This window comes from Cryobacterium frigoriphilum, assembly GCF_004403305.1.
Lineage (GTDB): Bacteria > Actinomycetota > Actinomycetes > Actinomycetales > Microbacteriaceae > Cryobacterium > Cryobacterium frigoriphilum.
This window is the reverse complement of sequence record NZ_SOHE01000021.1, coordinates 1-20,393: the sequence shown is the minus strand read 5'-3', so window position 1 is coordinate 20,393 and position 20,393 is coordinate 1. Positions and strand designations below refer to the sequence as shown.

The following is a 20,393-nucleotide window of genomic DNA, read 5'->3' as shown; positions in this document are numbered from 1 at the left end:
GCAAAAGAATCATGTAGGAGGCCTTTTCATCGTGCCCAAAATTCTCATTGTCGGTGGTGGCTACGCCGGTTTTTATACCGCGTGGAAGCTTGAGAAATGGCTGCGATCCGGTGAAGCCGAGGTCACCATGGTTGACCCGCTGCCGTACATGACGTACCAGCCCTTCCTTCCCGAGGTCGCTGCCGGATCCATCGAACCGCGTCACGCGGTCGTCGCCCACCGTCGCCACCTGCAGAAGACGAACGTTGTCACTGCCAAGGTCACCTATATCAACCACGCCGAGAAGACGGCGACGATCACGCCGCCGATCGGCGAGCCGTACGAGTTCGCCTACGACATCGTCGTGGTGACCGCTGGCGCCGTCTCGCGCACGTTCCCGATTCCGGGCGTTGCCGACCAGGCCATCGGCCTCAAGACCATCGAGGAAGCCGTCGCGATCCGCGACACCGTGCTGCGCAACTTCGACCTCGCGGCGGCCCTTCCGGCCGGCCCCGAGCGCGAACGCCTGCTGACCTTCGTCGTGATCGGTGGCGGCTTCGCCGGCATCGAGGCGTTCGCCGAGCTGCGCTCCTTCGCGACCTCGCTGCTGACCAAGTACCCGGAGATCAGCTTCGACGAGACGCACTTCCACCTCATCGAGGCCATGGGCCGCATCATGCCGGAGGTGTCGCTCAAGACGAGCCTCTGGGTCATCGAGAACCTCGCCGGCCGCGGTGCGCAGATTCACCTCGACACGCAGCTGAAGAGCGCCGTCGACGGCAAGATCGAGCTCTCCACCGGTGAGACCTTCGAGACCGACCTCATCGTCTGGACCGCCGGCGTCATGGCGAACCCCTCGATCGTGCGCCACACCGACCTGCCGATCGAAGAGCGCGGCCGGGTTCAGACCCGAGCCGATCTGCGCGTCGGAACCGAAGACGACATCGTGCAGGACGCCTGGGCAGCCGGCGACGTCAGCTGCGTTCCCGACCTCAGCGGTGGTGGCGTCGGCGGCAACTGCGTGCCCAACGCGCAGCACGCCGTTCGCCAGGGCAAGCTCATGGCCAAGAACATCGTCGCCGTGCTGCGCGGCGAGGGCGCCAAGGAATACAACCACAAGAACCTCGGAGCCGTCGCCGGCCTCGGTGTCGGAGTCGGTGCCTTCCAGAGCGGCAAGTTCGCCATGACCGGCCTTCTGGCCTGGTTCGCGCACCGCGGCTACCACGGCCTCGCGATGCCGAGCTTCGAACGCAAGTTCCGCGTGATCTGGGGTTGGGTGAACAACTTCTTCCTCGGCCGCGACATCGTCTCGCTCGGTGCCACGCAGACCCCGCGTGCGGTCTTCCAGGAGTTCGCGTCCCGCCCGAAGCCCCCGGCCGAGGTGGCCCCCGCCGCCGCACCGGTCAAGGCGACGGCGCCGCGTGCACCCCGTGCACCGCGCAAGCCCACCGTGAAGCCGGCCGCTGCTCCGACGACGGATGCCCCCGCATCCGCTGCCCAGTCAGCCCCGGTCGCCGAATCCGTCACGGCCGACGCCAAGTAAGCTCGACCTGCACTCTGCGGTGCGTCACGCGCACCGCAGAGCGCGCCCCCGTAGCCCAATCGGCAGAGGCAGACGACTTAAAATCGTTACAGTCTGGGTTCAAATCCCAGTGGGGGCACCACGAACCACGACCAGGCACTGGGTTTGGTCGAACGTCGAAGGCCCGCTCAGAAGTTGCCGTGCAGTCGTGCGATGGTCTGGGCGAGGCGCCGGGTACGGGTGTCGTCACCCTTCGCCTCCACGAGGCCGCGGACGTGCTCCTTGCGGCGGCTCGGTTGCAGCGCGTTCCAGGCCGCACTCGCGATCGGGTCGCCCGCGAGCACGGCGGCGAGCTGCTCCGGCACCTCGACCTCGCGAGGCGCGTCGTCGCGCTCGATCGTGACCTCGACGGTGTCCCCGCCGCCGAGTCCGGAAGCCGCCCGGTGCGCGGCGCTCAGGCTCACGAGCGTGAGCCCGCCCCGCACGGCGGTCGAGCTGCGATAGCTGTAGGCGCCGTTGAGGGTGATCACGACGGGAACCCGTTTGCCGCCGAGTTCGGCGGCCACCGCATCGGGGATCTCGATGCCGACGTTGTTGCCGGTCTGCAGCAGGCCTGTGGTGAATCGGGGCATCGGCGCCGTCCAATCGTGTCAGTGGCCGCGGACATGGGCATGGCCATGGGCATACCGATAGTAGCGGCCTAGACCGTGGGAGCTACGAAAATATTTGAACGGGTCGTGCGGCACCTGCCGGTCGGCTCGAGGCTGGACCTAGCCGAGGCGGTCGAGGTAGCGCAGGATGATGCCCTCGCGCAGCGCCCAGGGGGAGACTTCGAGCTCGTCGATCTGGAAGGCCCGCATCGCCTCGCTCAGCACGATGCCGCCGGCCACGATCTGAAACGTGCGGTCCGCAGTGATGCCGGGCAGGGCCGGGCGAGCATCGGCGGGTATGCGTGCGAGTCGCGGAACCCAGTTGTCGAGTTCGGTGCGGCTGAGCCGCAAGCGGCCGGCCGAGCCGAAGCCGTCAGAGGTCGAGCCGGCGAGGCGGGCGAGCGAGCGGATGGCCTTCGACGATCCGACCACGTGATCGGGCGTGGGCAGCGCCGTGAAGGCGCTGACGGCATCCGTCAGCAGGGTCGCCGCGTGGTCGTGCAGCTTGCGCACCTGGTCGGGCAGCGGGGGATCGTTGTGCAGAAAGCCGATCGTGGACCGGCCGGCTCCCAGCGGAAGCGACAAGGCGACCTCGGGGTTCTCGCCAGAGCCGGCCGCGATCTCAAGCGAGCCACCGCCGATGTCGAAGAGCAGAATATTCTCGGCCGACCAGCCGTACCACCGTCGCACCGCCAGAAAGGTGAGGCGGGCCTCGTCTTCTCCCGACAAGACCTGCAGGGCGACCCCGGTCTCTTTCTCGACCCTGGCGAGCAGTTCGGGGCCGTTTTTCGCTTCGCGCAGTGCCGACGTCGCAAACGGAAGCAGCTCATCGATGTGGTGTTTCGCGGCCACATCGGCGGCATTCTGCACGGCGGCGAGCACCGCGTGAATGCCCTCTTTCGTGATGGCGCCCTCGGGCGTGAGGTAGCGCATCAAGCGTAAAACCGACTTGTCGGTGGCCATCGGCACCGAAGGAGCACCGTTATGGGCGTCGACAACCAGCAGATGGACGGTATTCGACCCGACGTCGAGGACTCCTAAGCGCACTCTCTGACGATAGCGCGGGTCAGACCTGCGTCGGAGCCACGAATCGCTGCCAGGCCCAGGCACCGCAGCTCAAGGCCGCGAAGCTCGCGGCGGCAACCCAGAGCAGCGCGATGGTGCCCTCGCTGTGCCAGACGGCCACGACCGGCGCGAGCACGCCGAACAAGACCGTCAGGGCGGCCAGGGTCAGCCCGACCCAGACGAGCGGTGACCAGACCAGAACGCTGCGACCGCTGGTGTTGCCGATCGGTACGAGAATGAACACCGCAGAGCCGATCGCGGCCAGCACGAGGGTGTTGACGATCTCCGCGAGCAGGGCGGTGCCGACGTGGTCGGCAGCGGGCAGCACGCCCAGCACAAACCAACCCAGCACGGCGAGAACGATGAGGCTTGCTGCGCGCACCGTGGCCAGCTGCCCTCGGTGTGCCGGGGTGGCCCCGGCCACGACGGTGACACTGCCGAGCAGGCCGAACAGCAACGCCGGTTCGACACCGAAGACCCGCGATCCGATCGCCGTGAGAAAGACCAGCAACAGGTAGCGCGGCAGGAAGGTGATGGTGGCGTCGACCTTGAGCGCCCGGGAACTCCACGACAGCGGGGCGACGGATGCGACGAGGTTGACCAGGAAGAGGGCGATCACCACGGCGACGAGCAGGCGCAGGTACGCCGGTTCGCTCACGATCGGCCCGGACAGCATGACGAGCGTCGCGGCCGCGACGAGCGCCGCGCCGCCCAGCAGCCAACGGTTCAGACGCACGCTGGGTGCTGTCTCAAATTCTTCGCGTACCCGGTTGCGTCCGGCCAGGGAACTGCCGCGCCACAGTGGGCGGCCGCCTCGGGCCCGAAGGATCGTGCCGGCCAGCAGATGGGCCGGGATCGCGAGCAGCAACACCGCGCCGACGGCGAACAGCACGGCCTGCAGCCACGGGTAGCCCGAACCCGAGAACGGGGAGATGACGGCGGTCGTGAACCGGGTCGGGTCGCTCCAATTGCCGGGCTGCAGCGCCGACATGTCGTCATCGGGATCGTCGGAGTCCTCGGCGGCGCCCGGCTCGGGCGTCAGCGGAGTCGTCGGTGCCGGGGTCTGCGGGGCGGGAGTGGCGGTGTCGGCGGCAGCGGGGGCATCCGTCGCGTCACCGTTCGGCGCCGGCGTCGGTACCGCGGTCGCGCCCGGCCGGGTTGGCGTCGCCGATGCCGAGGGAGCGGGGGTCGCCGAGGCCCCGGTGTAGACGACCGACCTGGCCGGGCTGCCGCCGCTCAGGTTGCCGGCTTCGTCTTGCTGCGCGGCGATGACGTTGTAGGTGCCCGCGGCGACTCCGCCGGCCGAGCACTGCCAGGCGCCGCCGGAGACGACCGCGGTGCAGACCGAATAGGGCCCGGCGAAGACCGTGACCGTGGCACCGGTTTCGCCGGTGCCGGAGTACACCGTTCCGGCGGTGGACACCCGCGCACCGTCGCGCGGTGAGGTCAGCGCCGGCGCCGCGGGCCGGTCGACGTCGAAGCGAATCGTGACGGGAGCGCTGTCGTTCGACGATGAGGGACCGCTGATGCTCGCCTTGGTCTGGCTGGCGGTGACGGCCACACTGCCGCTCGTGAGCGCACCCTCGATGAAGCAGGCCCAGGCACCGGTGCTGTCGGCCGTCGCGAGACAGGTCTGCCCGTTCGGCAGCACCGGTGAAACGGATGCTCCCGGCTCGCCCGTTCCCCGCACCGCACCGTTCGAAGCCGACTGGCCGCTCGGTCCGCCAAGCACGATCGGGGCGCCGAGCACCGACACGGCGATCTGATCGCTGAGTTCGGTCTGCCCGGTGACGACGACACGCAGCACGACGGATGCCCCGTTCGGCACCGGCACGCGGTCGCAGCTCCACGAGGTGGTACCGTTCGGTGCGACGATGCACAGCGGATCCTGCCCGGTGGGGGACAGCAGCTGGATTTCCTGATCCACCTCACGGGTTCCCGCGACCGTGGTCGTCGAGTTGCCGATGAAGATGCCGTCCGGGGGGCTCGAAATGGTGGGGGCGGCCTGGAGGGTCGGGGCGACCTGCAGGGTGGGTGACGGCGTCGGCGCGGTGGTGGCCGCACTCGCGGGGCCGGAAGCGGTGAGGGCGGGGATGAGCATCACGGCAGCGAGCAGCGCCGCGGCCAGGGCCGCACAGACGGCTGGCCTGAAAACGGTTCGGCGAAGTCGCGCTGAACCCGTCAGCACTGCTCGCCACGATCCGGTCACATGCCTCCCCGTCCCCCCATTTCACGGGGATACCGACAGAATGTCAATCTCTTCCAGGCGGTGGCGGCACGCGAGGTCTCATTCGTTATAGGGCAGACTGGCGCAGGGCAGACGATCAGGTCGAGGTTTCGCTCTCGGGGAGGGCACGGAGTTGACGAACAGCGGCGCCGTATGGCGCAATTGGGCCCGCACCGAGGCCGTGCGGCCGGTCCGGGTCGAACGCCCGGCTACGCCCGGAGCCGTGCAACGGGCCGTGCTGGCCGCCGCCCGGGCGGGGCTGCGCATCAAGGCGGTCGGCACCGGGCACAGCTTCACGGGTATTGCGCTCGCCCCCGGGGTGCTGCTCGACCTGCATGACCTGAGCGGGTTGTTGAGCGTCGACGCCGGTGCCCAACGCGCGACCTTTGCGGCGGCAACGCCCCTGCACCGCATTCCCAGGCTGCTGCAACCCTGGGGACTTGCCCTGCACAACCTCGGCGACATCGACCGGCAGACGCTGGCCGGGGCGGTCTCGACCGGTACCCACGGCACCGGCGGCGCTCTCGGCGGGCTGTCGACCCGAATCGTCGCGCTGACGCTCGTGACCGGTGACGGCTCGCTGCTTCAGGTGAGTGAGACCGAGAACGCCGACCTGCTGCCGGCACTGCGCGTCGGTCTCGGTGCCCTCGGCATCATCGTGGATCTGACCGTGCAGTGTGTGCCGCAGTTTGAGGTGCACGCCGTCGAGACCGCCGAGCCGCTCGATGCCGTTATGCAGGGGTACCTCGAGCGCACCCGGCGGGCCGACCACTTCGAATTCTTCTGGTTTCCCCATACCGGCACGGCGCTGACGAAAACCAACACCCGGCTGGCGGCGGGCACTCGACCCGGCCCCAGCAGACGACTGGCGCGCTGGTTCGACGACGGAGTCGTCGCCAACGACGTCTATCGGGCGATGTGCGCGGCGGGAACCCTCGTTCCCGCCCTCATTCCCGGCTTCAACCGGCTCGCCGAACGCACCATGGGCGGCCGGGAATATACCGATGCCTCGCACCGCATATTCGCCTCCCCGCGCCGAGTACGTTTTCGCGAAATGGAATATGCCCTGCCGAGAGCGGCGGTGCCGGCGGCCCTCGCCGAGGTACGCGCGCTCATCGAGCGCCGTCGCTGGACGCTGTCGTTTCCGGTCGAGGTGCGCTCCGCGGCCGCCGACGACGTGTGGCTGTCGGGCGCGTACGGTCGAGACACGGGCTACATTGCCGTGCACCGCTACTGGCGGGAAGATCCCGGCCCGTACTTTCGGGCCGTCGAAGAGATCCTGCTCGCCCACGACGGGCGTCCGCACTGGGGCAAGCTGCACGAGCAGACAGCCGACTCGCTGCGCCAGCTGTACCCGCGCTTCGACGATTTTCTGCGGGTTCGTGACAGGCTCGACCCGGAGCGACGCTTCAGCAACCCCTATCTGGAAAGAGTCCTCGGACGATGAACACCCCCAACCGCCTGACCCCCACGACACGATGACGACCCACGCTGCACGCGACTGGCCGCACCGCGCGAACGAACTCGGCGGCTCGCTGCCCGCCGGCTTTCTGGTCGGGGTGACCTCGTCGGCCTTTCAGATTGAGGGCGCCGCCCGCGACGGCGGCCGGGGCGAGTCGGTCTGGGATGTCTTCACGAGCCAGGGCGGTACCGCCGCGAGCGGCCGCATCCGCGGCGGCTCGAACGCCTCGGTGTCAAGCGATCACCTCAACCGCTACCTCGAAGACGCGTTGCTGTTGCGCGACCTCGGCGTCGACACGTATGCGTTCTCGCTGGCCTGGCCGCGGCTGCAACCCGACGCTCGCGGCGCGCTGAACGCCGCCGGCCTGGCGTTCTACGATCGGCTGCTCGACGAGCTGCTCGCCGCGGGCATCCGCCCCCAGGCCACCCTGTGCCACTTTGACCTGCCGGCCGCCCTGCGCGGCGGCTGGATGAACCGGGACACGGCCGGGCGCTTCGGCGACTATGCGCACGAGGTCGGTGCCGCCCTCGGCGACCGAATCGATTCCTGGGTCACGCTGCACGAACCGGCCACGGTCACCGTCGCCGGCTACGCCCTGGGCGTGCACGCCCCCGGCAGAGCGCTGCTCTTCGACGCCCTGCCCGCGGCCCACCACCAGCTGCTCGGGCACGGCCTTGCCGTGCAGGGGCTGCGCGCCGCCGACGTGCGGGGCGGCATCGGCCTGACCAACGCCTACTCGCCGGTCATGTCCGCAAGCGACCGCGACGAGGACCGCTCCTACGCCGACCTCGTCGACCTGCTGTACAACCGGGTGTTCGCCGACCCGGTGCTGCTCGGCCGCTACCCCGACCCGCTCGAACCCTTCGCGGTCGAGCTGCGCACCCTGCTCGAGGCCGACCCCGCGGACCTCCGCACGATTCACCAACCGCTCGACTTCTACGGCGTCTCCTACGTGCAGCCACTGCGCATCAAGGCCGGTCATCCGCGCACGGCCCTTCACCCGGTTGATCCGGATGCCCCGGCCGCGCCGGTCGTTCCGGGCGCCGCGGCGCGGGCCCGGCTGCCGTTTTATGCCGAGAAGCTGCGCGAATTCGCGGTGACCGGAGATGGGGCATCCGTCGCGCCCGAATTTCTCGGCGTCGCCCTCGGTGAGCTGCAAAAGCGTTACGGCGATGCCCTGCCGGCGGTGTTCGTCACCGTCGGAGCGAGTACCGACGAGGCGGCGGATGCCCGCGGTGCCGGGAACGACCCGTTGCGAATCGACCCGTTGCGAATTGACCCGTTGCGAATTGACTACCTTGCCGAGCACCTCACGGCCGCGCTCGCCGCGGTGCGGCCCGGCGGCGTGGCCGCCGGCCTCGACCTGCGCGGCTTTCTGGTGCGTTCGATTCTCGACGGCTTCGAATGGGAGGCCGGTTTCACGGCACGCTACGGCCTCGTGCACGTGGCCTTCGCTGATTCCCCGCGGGTCGGCACCCGCACCCCGAAGGAGTCCTACCGCTGGCTGCAGAACGTGCTCGCCCACCGCTAGCGACCGGGCCGTGACCACGCCGTTCGCTGCGCTGCGCTGCGACAGCGCAGCGTGACCGCGCCCGATACGGGTGAGCGCTACGCCCGTTACCGTAGCGCGCACCGGTTCTGGGCGCGCTCACGTCACCAGGGGGCGCGACCGCCGGGTCAGGGCGTGCGACGCCGCAGGGTCACGGAGCCGAGCACCACGGCGCCGACGATCCACGCCCCGATGATCAGCAACTCGCCGACGACATAGGCGGTGTCCTCCGAGCCGCTCGCGACGGCCTGCAGCGCGTCGATCGCGTGCGACAGCGGCAGCCAATCGCTCACACTGCGCAGCACGTCGGGCAGCTGTTCCCGTGGCAGAAACAGCCCCCCGAGCAGAATCTGCGGAAATACGAGCAGCGGCATGAACTGCACCACCTGAAACTCGGTGCGCGCGAAGGCGCTCGCGAGCAGGCCGAGCGTGGTGCCGAGCACGGCATCCGCTACCGCGACGGCGAGCAGCAGCCAGACCGAACCGGCGATTTCGAGCCCGCACACCCCGACCGCGAAGCCGACCGCGACCGCGGACTGCAGCACCGCGAGCAGCCCAAAGGCGAGCGTGTAGCCGAGAATCAGATCGCCACGACCGAGCGGCATCGACAGCAGCCGCTCCAGGGTTCCGGTGCGCCGCTCCCGCAGCGTCGTGATGCTCGTGACGAGAAACATCACGATGAACGGAAACAGCGCGATGAGCGCCGGACCGATGGTGTCGAAGACGGGGGTGTCGGAGAACATCCAGGCCATCAGGCCGATCAGCACGCTGGGTACCACGAGCAGCAGCCCGATCGTGCGCGGGTCGTGACGCACCTGCGAGAGTACTCGGCTCGCCGTCGCGAGAGTGCGGCGCGGGTTCATGAGCGGCGGTCGTTCGGGGTGCTGGCCGGTGTCGCCGGTAACGCGTGCCGCGCCGTGCGGGGACGGGCCGCCTGCCCGGCTGCCGGTGCTGCCAGTGCTGTCGGTGCTGCCAGTGCTGTCGGTGCTGTCGGTGCTGCCAGTGCTGCCAGTGCTGCCGCGGGCTCTGCCGGGTGCCCGGCTGCCGTGCCACCCGACGGCTGCCGCCCGATCAGCGCGAGAAACGCGGACTCCGTGTCGGTGGTCCCGGTCGAAGCCAGCAGTCCGGCCGGGGTGTCGTCAGCCAGAATCTCGCCGCCGCGCATCAGCAGCAGCCGGTCGCAGCGGGCGGCCTCGTCCATCACGTGGCTCGACACCAGCAGGCTCGTGCCGGCGGCGGCGAGCCGGTGAAACAGCGCCCACAGCTCCACCCGCAGCACCGGGTCCAGGCCCACCGTCGGTTCGTCGAGCACGAGAAGCTCCGGGGTGCCCAGAAGCGCGCCGGCGAGCGAGACCCGGCTGCGCTGGCCGCCCGACAGCGATGCGACGAGTTGCCCGGACTGGGGGGTCAGATCGGTCTGCTCGAGTACCCGATCGACGTCGTCGCGCGGCGCTCCGAGCACGGCCGCGAAGTACTGCAGATTCTGCCGTACGGTGAGGTCGTCGTAGACGCTCGCGTCCTGGGTGACGTAGCCGACCCGGCTGCGCAGCCCCGCCGATCCGGCGGTGTCCCCGAGCACGGTGACGGTGCCCGACTGCACCACCTGCACGCCGACGATGGCGCGCAGCAGGGTGGTTTTGCCGCATCCGCTGGGGCCGATCAGGCCGACCACCGCGCCACCCGGCACGGTCACGTTCAGGCCAGTGAGCACCGGGTTTTTCCCCCGGCGGGCATGCAAATCGGTGATGACGACCGCGGCGTGCTGTGTGGGCTGCATATCCGAACTCTTCTCAGAATCGGGCGCCACGTCAAGCCGGGTAGACGACGAGTTTGCATCGGCGGCTCCACAGTAGCTTCGAGTGTGGTGAGAAGCGCATGAGAGGCCCAGACTGCTTGGTTAGTATGAAGGCGCACCGCACGCCGCACCATTCGCCATCCAGGCGGGTCGGTACCAAATTTGCAAGGAGACGCTGCCATGGAATGGCTCATCCCGGTTCTGATCGTTGTAGCCCTGGTTGCCATAGTCGGCATCTACCTGTGGGCAACCTACAACTCCCTCGTGACGTTGAACGTGCGCGTGGACGAGGCGTGGAGCGACATCACGGTGATGCTCAAGCGTCGTGCGGATCTGCTGCCCAACCTGATCGAAACGGTCAAGGGCTACGCGGCACACGAGAAGAACGTCTTTGAGAGCGTGACCCGTGCGCGGGCCGAGACCCTCGGCGCGCAGGGGCCGGCCGATGCATCCGTCGCCGAGAACCACATGCAGACCGCGCTCAAGAGCATCTTCGCCGTGGCCGAGGCCTACCCGCAGCTGCAGGCGAGTCAGAATTACCTGCAGTTGCAGGGCGAACTCGTCGACACCGAGGACAAGATCCAGGCCGCCCGCCGTTTCTACAACGGTGGCGTTCGCGAGATGAACACCAAGATCAAGGTCTTCCCCAACCACCTCTTCGCCGTCAACCTCGGCTTCACGGAACGCGACTTCTTCGAGGTCGCCGATTCCGCCGCGATCGCGGAGCCGCCCCGCGTTCAGTTCTAACGGAGAGCCTCGATGTATAGCGCGATAGCGAAAAACAAGCGCAACACCGTCTTCATCATCATCTTCTTTCTCGCCCTCGTCACCGGCCTGGGCTGGCTCGCCGGGGTCGCCTATGGCATCAACGGCTACACCGCGCTGATCATGACCGTCGTGATCGCGTCCGCTTATGTGTTGATCCAATATTTCGCGGCGGGCCGGCAGGCGATCTCGATGACCGGCGGAATCCGCGTCATGAGCAAGTCCGACCATCCGCGCCTGTGGCGCGTCGTGGAGAACCTGTCGATCACCACCGGTACGCCGATGCCCGAGGTCTACATCATCAACGACCCGGCGCCGAACGCGTTCGCCACCGGCCGCGACCCGCAGCACGCGATCGTCGCCGCGACAACCGGGCTGCTCGACATCATGGACGACGCCGAACTCGAGGGTGTCATGGCCCACGAAATGGGTCACGTGCGCAACTACGATATTCGCCTGTCGATGATCGTCTTCGGCCTCGTCGTCGCGATCGGGTTCGTGTCTGACATCTTCCTGCGCATGGCGTTCTTCGGGCGCAACAACAACAACGGCAACCCGGTCGTCATGGTCTTCGGCCTCGTCGCGATGGTCATCGCGCCGATCATCGCGACGGTCGTACAGCTTGCGGTCTCGAGGCAGCGTGAGTATCTGGCGGATGCGACGGGCGCCCTCACGACACGGCATCCGGATGCCCTCGCCAGCGCCCTCGCGAAGCTCGGCGAGTATGGCCGCCCGATGCAGAAGCAGAACACGTCGATGGCCCACCTGTGGATCGCCGACCCGCTCAAGAAGGGCGCGATGGCCAAGCTCTTCGCCACGCACCCGCCGCTCGAAGACCGCATCGAGCGCCTGCAGGCCATGGGCAGCAAGTTCTAACCGGTCCGCACCGCTCGCCGCCCACGAAAAGCAGATCGAGCGACCGAACCTCGGCGTTTCATCCGCTGTTCAGCCACTTGGGGTCGAATTAACCGCTTGTCGTCACGAGCAGTTCCGCGGCGAGGCCGGGGGCGAGGGTGCCGCGCGGCGCCACCACGATGTCGTCGAGCCCCTGCCAGGCGGCGGTCTCGCGCAGCACCAGGGCGAGGCGCTCGGCGGTCTCGGCGGGGGCATCCGCTTCGCTCCAGGCGGCCTGAACGCGCAGCACCCCGTTTTGCCGATCGTTCTTCAGATCGACCCGCCCCACGATGCGGTCGCCGATCAGCACCGGCAGCACGTAGTAGCCGAAGACCCGTTTCGGCTCGGGCGTGTAGATCTCGATTCGGTAGTGAAAGTCGAAGATCCGCAGCGCCCGGGCGCGCGCCCAGACGACCGGGTCGAACGGCGACAGGACGGCGGCCGCGTCGATGCGGCGGGGGAGCCGGGCATCCCGGTGCAGCCAGGTCGGCGAGTTCCAGCCCGGCACGGTCACCGGCAGCAGTTCGCCGGCCTCCTCAAGGTCGCGAATTGCCGTGAGCGTCGGCGCCGTCTTCAGCCGAAAGTAGTCGGCGAAGTCCGCCGCCGTGCCAATACCGTGTGCCCGCGCCGAGCGCCGCACCAGCTCGCGGTGCGCGTCGACGGTTCCGATCGAGCGGCCGAGCAGCCCCGCAGAAAACACCTGTTCGGGCAGTGCGTACACCCGCTCGAAGCGGATGCGCCCGGCGCTCACGACGGCCCCCCAGCGAAACAGCACCTCGAGACCGGTCTTCACGTCTGACCAGCCCCACCACGGACCGCTGCGCTTATTGGCGTCGTGCTCAATCTCGCTCGACCGCAGTGGCCCCTTCGCGGCCAATTCGGCGAGCAGCCAGTCGAGCATCGGCCGGTTCGCGTTCGACCAGGCGTCGGGGGCGTTCGTCGCGAGGTCGCGGTAGTGCTGCATCCGCCAGTGCAGCAGCGGCCAGGTGTCGAGCGGTATCAGCGACGCCTCGTGTGCCCAATACTCGGTGAACCGCGCCTCACGCCCGGTGCTGAGGCGGTCGAGCTGGCCCTTGTCGTAGCGTCCGAGTCGACTGAACGCGGGCATGTAGTGGCTGCGCTCAAACACGTTGACCGAATCGATCTGCAGCAGTTCGATGCGGTTGACGAGGGCATCCAACTGGCGGATGCCCGGCGCGGACGCCCCGGGGCGGCCGAAACCCTGCGCCGCGAGGGCAATGCGGCGGGCCAGGGCAGGGGAAACGGCCTGCGCGGCAGAACGGGAGGGGACCATCTGTCTGACTGTATCCGCTCCGATCAGACACCCCTCGTTCACGGAGCGTTCAGCGTGTGACGGTCGGCTGGCCATCTGCTCTCTCTAGTGTCGGGACGGTTCGGTCACCGACCGGCCGCCTATTCTCGTATTTCTACGGAGGAATCGTGCTTCCCAAGCGTTCCCTGCTCGCTGCCCTGGCCGCGGGCACAGTTCTCGCCCTGTCCCTGACCGCCTGCTCGAGCGATGCCTCGAGCACCGAGGGCGGCGTCGACGCGTCGACCGCGACGAGCCTCAGCGCATTCGGTGACCTCGCCGCCCTGGAAGCCGCCGCGATCGAGGAGGGCGGCCTCAACGTGATCGCCCTGCCCCGCGACTGGGCCAACTACGGCGCCGTTCTGGACCTGTTCGCCGAGAAGTACCCCGACATCACCATCACCGAGGCCTCGCCCGACGGTTCGAGCGCCGAAGAGATTCAGGCCGCCGACAACCTCAAGGGCCAGGACACCGCCCCCGATGTCTTCGACCTCGGGCTTGCCGTCGCCCTCGCGAGCACCGACCGGTTCGCGCCCTATCAGGTCGCCACCTGGTCCGAGATTCCCGACGCCCTCAAGGAGGAAAGCGGCCTGTATGTCGGCGACTACGGTGGATACATGGCCGTCGGCTACGACCCCGCCGCGGTTCCCGCCCCGGAATCCCTCGAAGACCTGCTCGGCAGCGACTACACCGGCAAGGTGGCCATCAACGGCGACCCGACCCAGGCCGGCGCCGCTTTCGCCGCGGTCGGTCTCGCGACCGCACAGCGTACCGACACCGCCGACGACTTTCAGGCCGGCATCGACTTCTTCTCCGAGCTCAACGCGGCCGGAAACTTTCTGAAGATCGACCCGACGGCGGCCACCATCGCCTCCGGCGAGACCCCGGTCGTCTTCGACTGGGACTACCTCAACGTGGGCTACGGCACGCAGCTCGAGGGCGAACGTGAGTGGGAGGTCGTGGTCTTTCCCGGCACCGGATACGCCGGCTACTACAACCAGGCCATCAACGCGGATGCCCCGCACCCCGCCGCAGCACGACTCTGGCAGGAATTTCTCTACAGCGACGAAGCCCAGAACCTGTGGCTCGCCGGCGGTGCCCGCCCGGTGCGTGCCGACGCCATGAACGAGGCCGGCACCATCGACAGCGAACTGTTTGACGCCCTGCCCGAAACGCCGGCCGAAACCGTTGTGCCCACGAGCGCCCAGAGCGACGCCGCGGCCGCCCTGCTGGGCGAAAAGTGGGCATCCGCTGTTCAGTAATACCGTGACCGCTCGGCGTGCCGGACGAAGCGCGGCAGCGGCCCTCGGGCTGCTGCCGTTCGCGCTCTATGTCATGCTCTTTCTCGCCCTGCCGACGCTGATCGCGGTCGGCACGGGATTCTTCGACGGCGACGGTCGCTTGACGCTCGCGACCGTCGCCGCGCTCGGCGACCCGCTCGTGCTCAGCACCTTCTACAGCTCGTTCTGGCTGTCGGCGCTGACCGCCGTGGTCGGTGCGGTCGTGGGCGCGCTGGTCTGCTACGCGCTGCTCGGGGCCCGGCCAGACGGCCCGCTGCGCTCCGCCGTCGACTCGATCAGCGGCGTGCTCGCCCAGTTCGGCGGCATCATGCTGGCCTTCGCGTTCGTGGCGACCATCGGCATCCAAGGCATGGTCACCGTCTATCTGCGCGACACGCTCGGCACCGACATCTACGCGAACGGGGTCTGGCTCTACGAGCTGCCCGGCCTGATTCTGCCCTACATCTACTTTCAGGTGCCACTCATGGTCATCACCTTCATGCCGGCGCTTCAGGGACTCAAACCGCAGTGGGCAGAGGCGAACGCGACACTCGGCGGCAGCACCGGCACCTACTGGTGGCGCATCGCGTTTCCGGTGCTCGCCCCCTCGTTCCTCGGCAGCCTGCTGCTGCTCTTTGCCAACGCGTTCTCGTCGTACGCGACCGCGGCCGCCCTCACGAGCCAGGGCTCACAGATCGTGCCGCTGCAGATTCGGGCGGCCCTGACCAGTGAGACGCTGCTCGGCCGGGAGAACCTCGCCGGTGCCCTCGCGCTCGGGATGATCCTGGTCATGACCGTCGTCATGGTCGGGTATTCGCGGCTGCAGTCCCGGGCGAGCCGGTGGCAGCAGTGACCGGCGCCGCCGCCGGCCACCGGGCGGCTCACGCTCCGAGCCGGCCGGTGCAGGTCATCATTCTCGGCCTCGTCGGGCTGGTGTTTCTGATTCCGATTCTGGCCATGGTGGAATTCACGATGCGCTCCGGGCTCGACGGCGAGCACAATCTTGACCGCTGGGCGGCGCTGTTCGGCGGTGGGTTCGCCACCGAATACCGACCGGTGTTCGTCGCCCTCGGCAACTCGGTCGGCCTCGCGATCGGCACCGTACTGATCGTTCTCGTGCTGCTCGTACCGACGATGGTACTCATTCACCTGCGCTTTCCCCGATTGCGTCGGCTGATGGAATTCGTCTGCATCCTGCCCATCAGCATCCCGGCGATCGTGCTCGTCGTCGGCCTCGCTCCGGTGTACTCGGTGGTTGCCCGGCTGGCCGGCAGCAGCGTGGGAACGCTCGCCTTCGCCTACGGCATCACGGTGTTGCCGTTCGCCTATCGGGCGGTGCAGTCCAACCTCGACGCGGTCGACGTGCGCACGCTCAGCGAGGCGGCCCGCACCCTGGGAGCGAGCTGGCTGAGTGTGTTGCTGCGGGTGCTCGTGCCCAATCTCCGCCGCGGGATCCTCGCCGGAGCCTTCATCTCGGTGGCGGTGGTGCTCGGGGAATTCACGATCGCGTCGCTGCTCAACCGCATCAACCTGCAAACGGCGCTGCTCGTGGTCAGTAAGAACGACCCCTATACGGCCGTCATTATGTCCCTGCTCGCACTCGCTTTCGCCTTCGGGCTGCTGCTGCTGATCGGACGCCTCGGCGCCGACCGGGTGCGCACCCCGCGTCGTCGACGGGCAGCTCCTCTCGTTCCGAAAGGCCCGTCATGAAACGCCTGCCCCCGACCAGCATCGACCCCGCGCAGCCCGGCACGCAGGGCACGTCCGGCACCACTCGTGCCGGGCGCGGCTCTGTCGTGCACTTCGCCGGCGTGACCAAGAACTTCGCCGGCCACCGGGCCCTCGACGGCTTCGACCTCACCATTCAGGCGGGCGAATTCGTGGCCCTGCTCGGCCCCAGCGGCAGCGGCAAGACCACGGCGCTGCGGGTGCTCGCCGGACTCGAGGGCGCCGATGCGGGCAGTATCTCGATCAACGGCACCGACGTATCCGCTCTGCCTACCAACAAGCGCGACATGGGCATGGTGTTCCAGTCCTACTCGCTCTTCCCGCACCTGACGGCCGGCGAGAACGTGGAGTTCGGACTGCGCATGCGCCGGGTCGGGGCCGGTGAACGCCGGAGCCGGGCAGCGGATGCCCTCACTCTCGTCGGGCTGTCGGCCCACGCCGACCGGTTCGCCCACCAGCTTTCGGGCGGCCAGCAGCAGCGGGTGGCCCTCGCCCGCGCCCTCGTCACCGAACCCCGGGTATTGCTGCTGGACGAACCGCTCTCGGCGCTCGACGCGAAGGTTCGTGTTCAGCTGCGCGATGAGATCCGCCGTATTCAAACGGAATTGGGCATCACGACACTGTTCGTGACCCACGATCAAGACGAGGCCCTCGCGGTCGCCGACCGGGTCGCCGTGATGCAGAACGGCCGGATCGAGCAGGTTGGCACCCCCGAGGAGCTCTACACCCGGCCGGCGTCACCGTTCATCGCTGACTTCGTCGGACTGAGCAACCGCCTGCCCGGCCTGGTGCGGTACGGTTTCGCCGAGGTGCACGGAGTCAGCCTGCCGCTCGTGGACCCCTCGCACCTTGACGGCCCGGTTCAGGTGTCGATCCGTCCGGAAGACATCGAGTTCGTCGCCCCCGGCCACGGAACCGGCCACGGAACCGTCCACGGAACCGACCAGAGCGTCGGCATCGCCGCGGTGGTCGTGTCGTCGAGCTTTCTCGGATCACTCCGCCGCACGACCGTGCGCCTGGCTGACGGAACCTCGGTTTTCGTTCAGCACGACGTGCGCCTGCGACCCCAGCCCGGCGAGAACGTTTGCCTCACGCTGACCGGTGCGCCCGTGTCCGTCGAAGCGGCAGAACCTCCCGTCGCCGCGACGGTCGACACGTCATCGGCCGTCACGGTCACGGTGCCCGGTCAGTCCTAGACTGTCGGGGTGAGCGAATCCACGGGTAGGGCAGCCAGACGCTGGCGCGTGCGGCTCCGCGGGCGCGCGGCCCCGCGGGTTGCGTCGCAATCGGTCATACTGACCGACCCACACACCGTGTTCACCCGCGTCAGCGCCCCCCTGGCGCCGGCCCCGCCCGGCCCAGCGATACCGAATGGTGTCGATGAGAACCTGCCCCCCGGCATCCGACTGGCCGCCGCCTGGTCGTGGCGCCTGCTCGTCGTTGCCGCTGCGATCGCCGTCTTCGTCTTCATCGTCATTCAACTGCGCCTGATCGTCATTCCCCTGCTGGTGGCCGTGCTGGTCTCGGCGCTGCTGGTGCCCTTCGTCGCCTTCCTCGTGCGTCATCACTGGCCCAAAGCCGTGGCTGTCGCCGTCTCGATGATCGGCACCCTGTTGCTCGTGGCCGGCCTCATCACCCTCGCCGCAACCCAGATCGCCGACGGCTCCGTCGGTCTCAGTGACCGTCTCGCCACCTCCTACGAGGGCTTCAAGGAGCTTCTGCTCACCGGTCCGCTGCAGCTGAGCGAAACGGAGATCAACAGCTACCTCGACCAGCTCTGGACGGTCATCCAAGATGACAGCCAGGTCTTCATCAGCGGGGCGCTCTCGGTCGGCTCCTCGATCGGGCACCTCGCGGCCGGAGTGCTGCTCGCCCTGTTCAGCCTGCTGATCATCCTCATCGACGGCAAGGGCATCTGGGGCTGGATCGTGCGGTTCTTCCCCCGTCGCGCCCGCGCCGCCGTCGATGGTGCCGGCAAGGCCGGGTGGGCGACCCTCGGCAACTTCGCCAAGGTGCAGATTCTGGTGGCCTCCATCGATGCGATCGGCATCGGCGCCGGCGCCGCGCTGCTCGGCGTGCCGATGGCGGTTCCGATCGCGATCCTGGTCTTTCTCGGATCCTTCATTCCCATCGTCGGAGCGGTCGCGACCGGCATCGTCGCCGTGGTCATCGCTCTGATTTTCAACGGATGGCCCATCGCGCTTGCCATGCTCGGCGTCGTTCTTCTCGTGCAACAGGTCGAGGGCCACGTTCTGCAGCCGCTCATCATGGGAACCGCGGTGAAGGTGCATCCACTCGCCGTCGTGCTCGTGGTGGCGGCCGGTGCCCTGCTCGCCGGAATCCCGGGCGCCCTGTTCGCGGTGCCGATCGCGGCGGTACTCAACGTGATGACGAGCTACATTTCGGGCGGCACCTGGCGCAGCGACCTGCCCACGGCATCCGGAGCCGCGTCGGCGGCGAGTTCACCGCTCTGGAGCACCGTTCCGCAGAGCCGCCCCGGCTACGGCAAGACCAGCATCCGGGCCACGCGCGCCACCCGCGCCGCCGCGACCACTACCCCCACCGATGGAGAGCAATACCCATGACCGAGACCACTCTTGCCGGACCGAGCCTTGCCGACTTCGAAGCCGCCCGGCTCGTCGTGTCGCGCGTCGCCGAGGTGACCCCGATGGAGAGCTCCCGGTACCTCGCCGACCTGCTCGGGGCACCCGTGTATCTGAAGTGCGAAAACCTGCAGCGCACCGGTTCTTACAAGATCCGCGGAGCCTTCAACCGGCTGTCGAAGCTCACGGACGAAGAGAAGTCGCACGGCGTCGTCGCCGCTTCCGCCGGTAACCACGCGCAGGGGGTAGCTTTTGCGGCGCGTGAGCTCGGCATTCAGGCCACCATCTTCATGCCGATCGGTGTCGCGCTGCCGAAGCTTCAGGCCACGCGCGCCTATGGCGCCGACGTTATTTTGCGCGGCCACACGGTCACCGAGCCCCTGCTCGCCGCCGCCGAGTACGCCAGGGAGACCGGCGCGATTCTCATTCCCCCGTTCGATCACGCGGACGTCGTTGCCGGCCAGGGCACCCTCGGTCTCGAAATCCTTGATCAGGTTCCCGACCTCGACACCGTGATCGTGCCGATCGGCGGCGGCGGCCTCATCTCCGGTGTCGCGAGCGCACTCAAGCAGCACGCAGCCCTCACGGGCCGCAGCATTCGCGTGATCGGCGTGCAGGCAGCCAACGCGGCCGCCTACCCGCCGTCCCTGGCTGCGGGGGAGGCCACCGCCATCGTCATCGGCCCGACCATCGCCGATGGCATCGCCGTCGCCAAGCCGGGGCTGCTGAACTTCGAGATCGTGCGGGACTGCGTCGACGAGGTCGTGACCGTCACCGAGGACGACACCGCCCGCGCTCTGCTCGTGCTTCTTGAGCGCGCCAAGCAGGTCGTCGAACCCGCCGGTGCGGTCGCCGTCGCTGCGATCCTGGCCGGCAAGATCGCGCCGAGCACGACCGGCGGCTCGACGGTCGCGATTCTCTCCGGGGGAAATATCGACCCCCTGCTGATGCAGCGCGTGATCAGCCACGGCCTGGCGGCATCCGGTCGCTACCTCACGCTGCGCATCATGCTGCCCGACCGTCCGGGACAGCTTGCCCGCATCTCGGAGCTGCTCGCCGAGGCGACCGCGAACGTCATCGAGGTGTTGCACACGCGCCACGGCGTCGGCCTGCAGATCAGCGAGGTCGAGCTTGACGTCAGCGTCGAAACCCGCGGGCCCGAGCACCGCCAGCACGTCGTCGACACCCTGCGCGCCGCCGGCTACGACCCCCACTTCGACTGACCCCGTACCATTCGACGGAGTTCGGGCCTGAAAACGGTGTTTGGGTTGACAGGGCGCCGGTTTGCGCCGGTTGTTCCGTCGAATGGTACGCGGTGCTGGGACGCGGTAGCCGTGGTGCGGGTCGGCAGCGACGGATGCCCGGGTCGGCGACGCGGCATCCGTCACCGCGGTCGTGCCCGCCGGGGTGTGTGTACCATTCGACGGAGTGTGGGCCTGAAAGCGGTGTTCTCGGGCTGAAAAGGTGGCAAAGTCATATGGTCGTAGCAACGCTTCAGGAGATGGAGCGTTTCATGCCTAAGTTGTTTCCCGCTAACACCCGTACTGAGTTCGTTGATCTGATCT

General features: G+C 68.3%; 17 protein-coding genes and 1 tRNA gene. 12 read left to right on the top strand and 6 right to left on the bottom strand.

From position 1 onward, the window contains the following. Window positions 1-31 precede the first annotated feature (31 nt). Together E3T55_RS05325 and E3T55_RS05320 are read left to right on the top strand one after the other, a co-directional pair. The gene (locus tag E3T55_RS05325) at window positions 32-1,522 is read left to right on the top strand and encodes an NAD(P)/FAD-dependent oxidoreductase (protein WP_134518545.1); all 1,491 of its coding nucleotides are present in this window, start codon (window positions 32-34) and stop codon (window positions 1,520-1,522) included. 44 nt (window positions 1,523-1,566) lie between these two features. Next, a tRNA-Leu gene (locus E3T55_RS05320) sits at window positions 1,567-1,643 on the top strand. Window positions 1,644-1,689: 46 nt separating this feature from the next. On the opposite strand, the gene E3T55_RS05315 is transcribed toward E3T55_RS05320, so the two are convergent. The 3 genes from E3T55_RS05315 to E3T55_RS05305 form a co-directional block, all read right to left on the bottom strand. Beyond that, on the bottom strand, window positions 1,690-2,133 hold the full coding sequence (locus E3T55_RS05315; protein ID WP_134518544.1) for a YdeI/OmpD-associated family protein: 444 nt from the start codon (window positions 2,131-2,133) through the stop codon (window positions 1,690-1,692). Between the two features lie 138 nt (window positions 2,134-2,271). Beyond that, window positions 2,272-3,198: a Ppx/GppA phosphatase family protein gene (locus E3T55_RS05310; protein ID WP_134518543.1), complete on the bottom strand. Its 927-nt coding sequence runs from the start codon at window positions 3,196-3,198 to the stop codon at window positions 2,272-2,274. A 19-nt stretch (window positions 3,199-3,217) separates the two neighbouring features. Beyond that, window positions 3,218-5,320, bottom strand: a complete 2,103-nt coding sequence (locus E3T55_RS05305) for a hypothetical protein (protein ID WP_166791686.1) — start codon at window positions 5,318-5,320, stop codon at window positions 3,218-3,220. A 256-nt stretch (window positions 5,321-5,576) separates the two neighbouring features. On the opposite strand from E3T55_RS05305, the gene E3T55_RS05300 reads away from it, so the two are divergent. Further along, complete coding sequence (locus E3T55_RS05300) at window positions 5,577-6,890, top strand: D-arabinono-1,4-lactone oxidase (RefSeq protein ID WP_134518541.1); 1,314 nt, start codon at window positions 5,577-5,579, stop codon at window positions 6,888-6,890. Between the two features lie 31 nt (window positions 6,891-6,921). Continuing rightward, on the top strand, window positions 6,922-8,436 hold the full coding sequence (locus E3T55_RS05295) for a glycoside hydrolase family 1 protein (RefSeq protein ID WP_134518540.1): 1,515 nt from the start codon (window positions 6,922-6,924) through the stop codon (window positions 8,434-8,436). Between the two features lie 146 nt (window positions 8,437-8,582). Here the strand turns inward: E3T55_RS05295 and E3T55_RS05290 are convergent, their stop codons facing one another. Next, window positions 8,583-9,317, bottom strand: a complete 735-nt coding sequence (locus E3T55_RS05290; protein WP_134518539.1) for an ABC transporter permease — start codon at window positions 9,315-9,317, stop codon at window positions 8,583-8,585. After that, a complete protein-coding gene (locus tag E3T55_RS05285) occupies window positions 9,314-10,231 on the bottom strand; it encodes an ABC transporter ATP-binding protein (protein WP_134518538.1) in 918 nt (305 codons plus the stop codon). The genes E3T55_RS05290 and E3T55_RS05285 overlap by 4 nt, the downstream gene beginning before the upstream one ends. A gap of 198 nt (window positions 10,232-10,429) precedes the next feature. On the opposite strand from E3T55_RS05285, the gene E3T55_RS05280 reads away from it, so the two are divergent. Continuing rightward, complete coding sequence (locus E3T55_RS05280) at window positions 10,430-10,996, top strand: LemA family protein (RefSeq protein WP_134518537.1); 567 nt, start codon at window positions 10,430-10,432, stop codon at window positions 10,994-10,996. Between the two features lie 12 nt (window positions 10,997-11,008). Beyond that, entirely contained in the window at window positions 11,009-11,890 is an 882-nt protein-coding gene (locus E3T55_RS05275; protein WP_134518536.1) for a M48 family metalloprotease, read from the top strand. 88 nt (window positions 11,891-11,978) lie between these two features. Here the strand turns inward: E3T55_RS05275 and E3T55_RS05270 are convergent, their stop codons facing one another. Continuing rightward, window positions 11,979-13,202: a winged helix-turn-helix domain-containing protein gene (locus E3T55_RS05270; RefSeq protein WP_134518535.1), complete on the bottom strand. Its 1,224-nt coding sequence runs from the start codon at window positions 13,200-13,202 to the stop codon at window positions 11,979-11,981. Between the two features lie 146 nt (window positions 13,203-13,348). Between E3T55_RS05270 and E3T55_RS05265 the strand changes: the two genes are divergently transcribed. From E3T55_RS05265 to ilvA, 6 genes are all read left to right on the top strand, one after another. Beyond that, window positions 13,349-14,479 carry an ABC transporter substrate-binding protein gene (locus E3T55_RS05265; protein ID WP_134518534.1) on the top strand — a complete coding sequence of 377 codons (1,131 nt, stop codon included), beginning with the start codon at window positions 13,349-13,351 and terminating at the stop codon, window positions 14,477-14,479. Between the two features lie 73 nt (window positions 14,480-14,552). After that, a complete protein-coding gene (locus E3T55_RS05260; protein ID WP_134518589.1) occupies window positions 14,553-15,350 on the top strand; it encodes an ABC transporter permease in 798 nt (265 codons plus the stop codon). Then, window positions 15,338-16,207 (top strand): ABC transporter permease, encoded by an 870-nt coding sequence (locus tag E3T55_RS05255; protein WP_420897971.1) that lies wholly within the window; start codon window positions 15,338-15,340, stop codon window positions 16,205-16,207. The genes E3T55_RS05260 and E3T55_RS05255 overlap by 13 nt, the downstream gene beginning before the upstream one ends. Continuing rightward, window positions 16,204-17,421 carry an ABC transporter ATP-binding protein gene (locus E3T55_RS05250; protein ID WP_134518533.1) on the top strand — a complete coding sequence of 406 codons (1,218 nt, stop codon included), beginning with the start codon at window positions 16,204-16,206 and terminating at the stop codon, window positions 17,419-17,421. Before E3T55_RS05255 ends, E3T55_RS05250 begins: the two co-directional genes overlap by 4 nt. Before the next feature lie 9 nt (window positions 17,422-17,430). Further along, window positions 17,431-18,810 (top strand): AI-2E family transporter, encoded by a 1,380-nt coding sequence (locus E3T55_RS05245; RefSeq protein WP_241992880.1) that lies wholly within the window; start codon window positions 17,431-17,433, stop codon window positions 18,808-18,810. After that, window positions 18,807-20,051 (top strand): threonine ammonia-lyase, encoded by a 1,245-nt coding sequence (gene ilvA, locus E3T55_RS05240; RefSeq protein WP_134518532.1) that lies wholly within the window; start codon window positions 18,807-18,809, stop codon window positions 20,049-20,051. The genes E3T55_RS05245 and ilvA overlap by 4 nt, the downstream gene beginning before the upstream one ends. The last annotated feature ends 342 nt before the right edge of the window (window positions 20,052-20,393 follow it).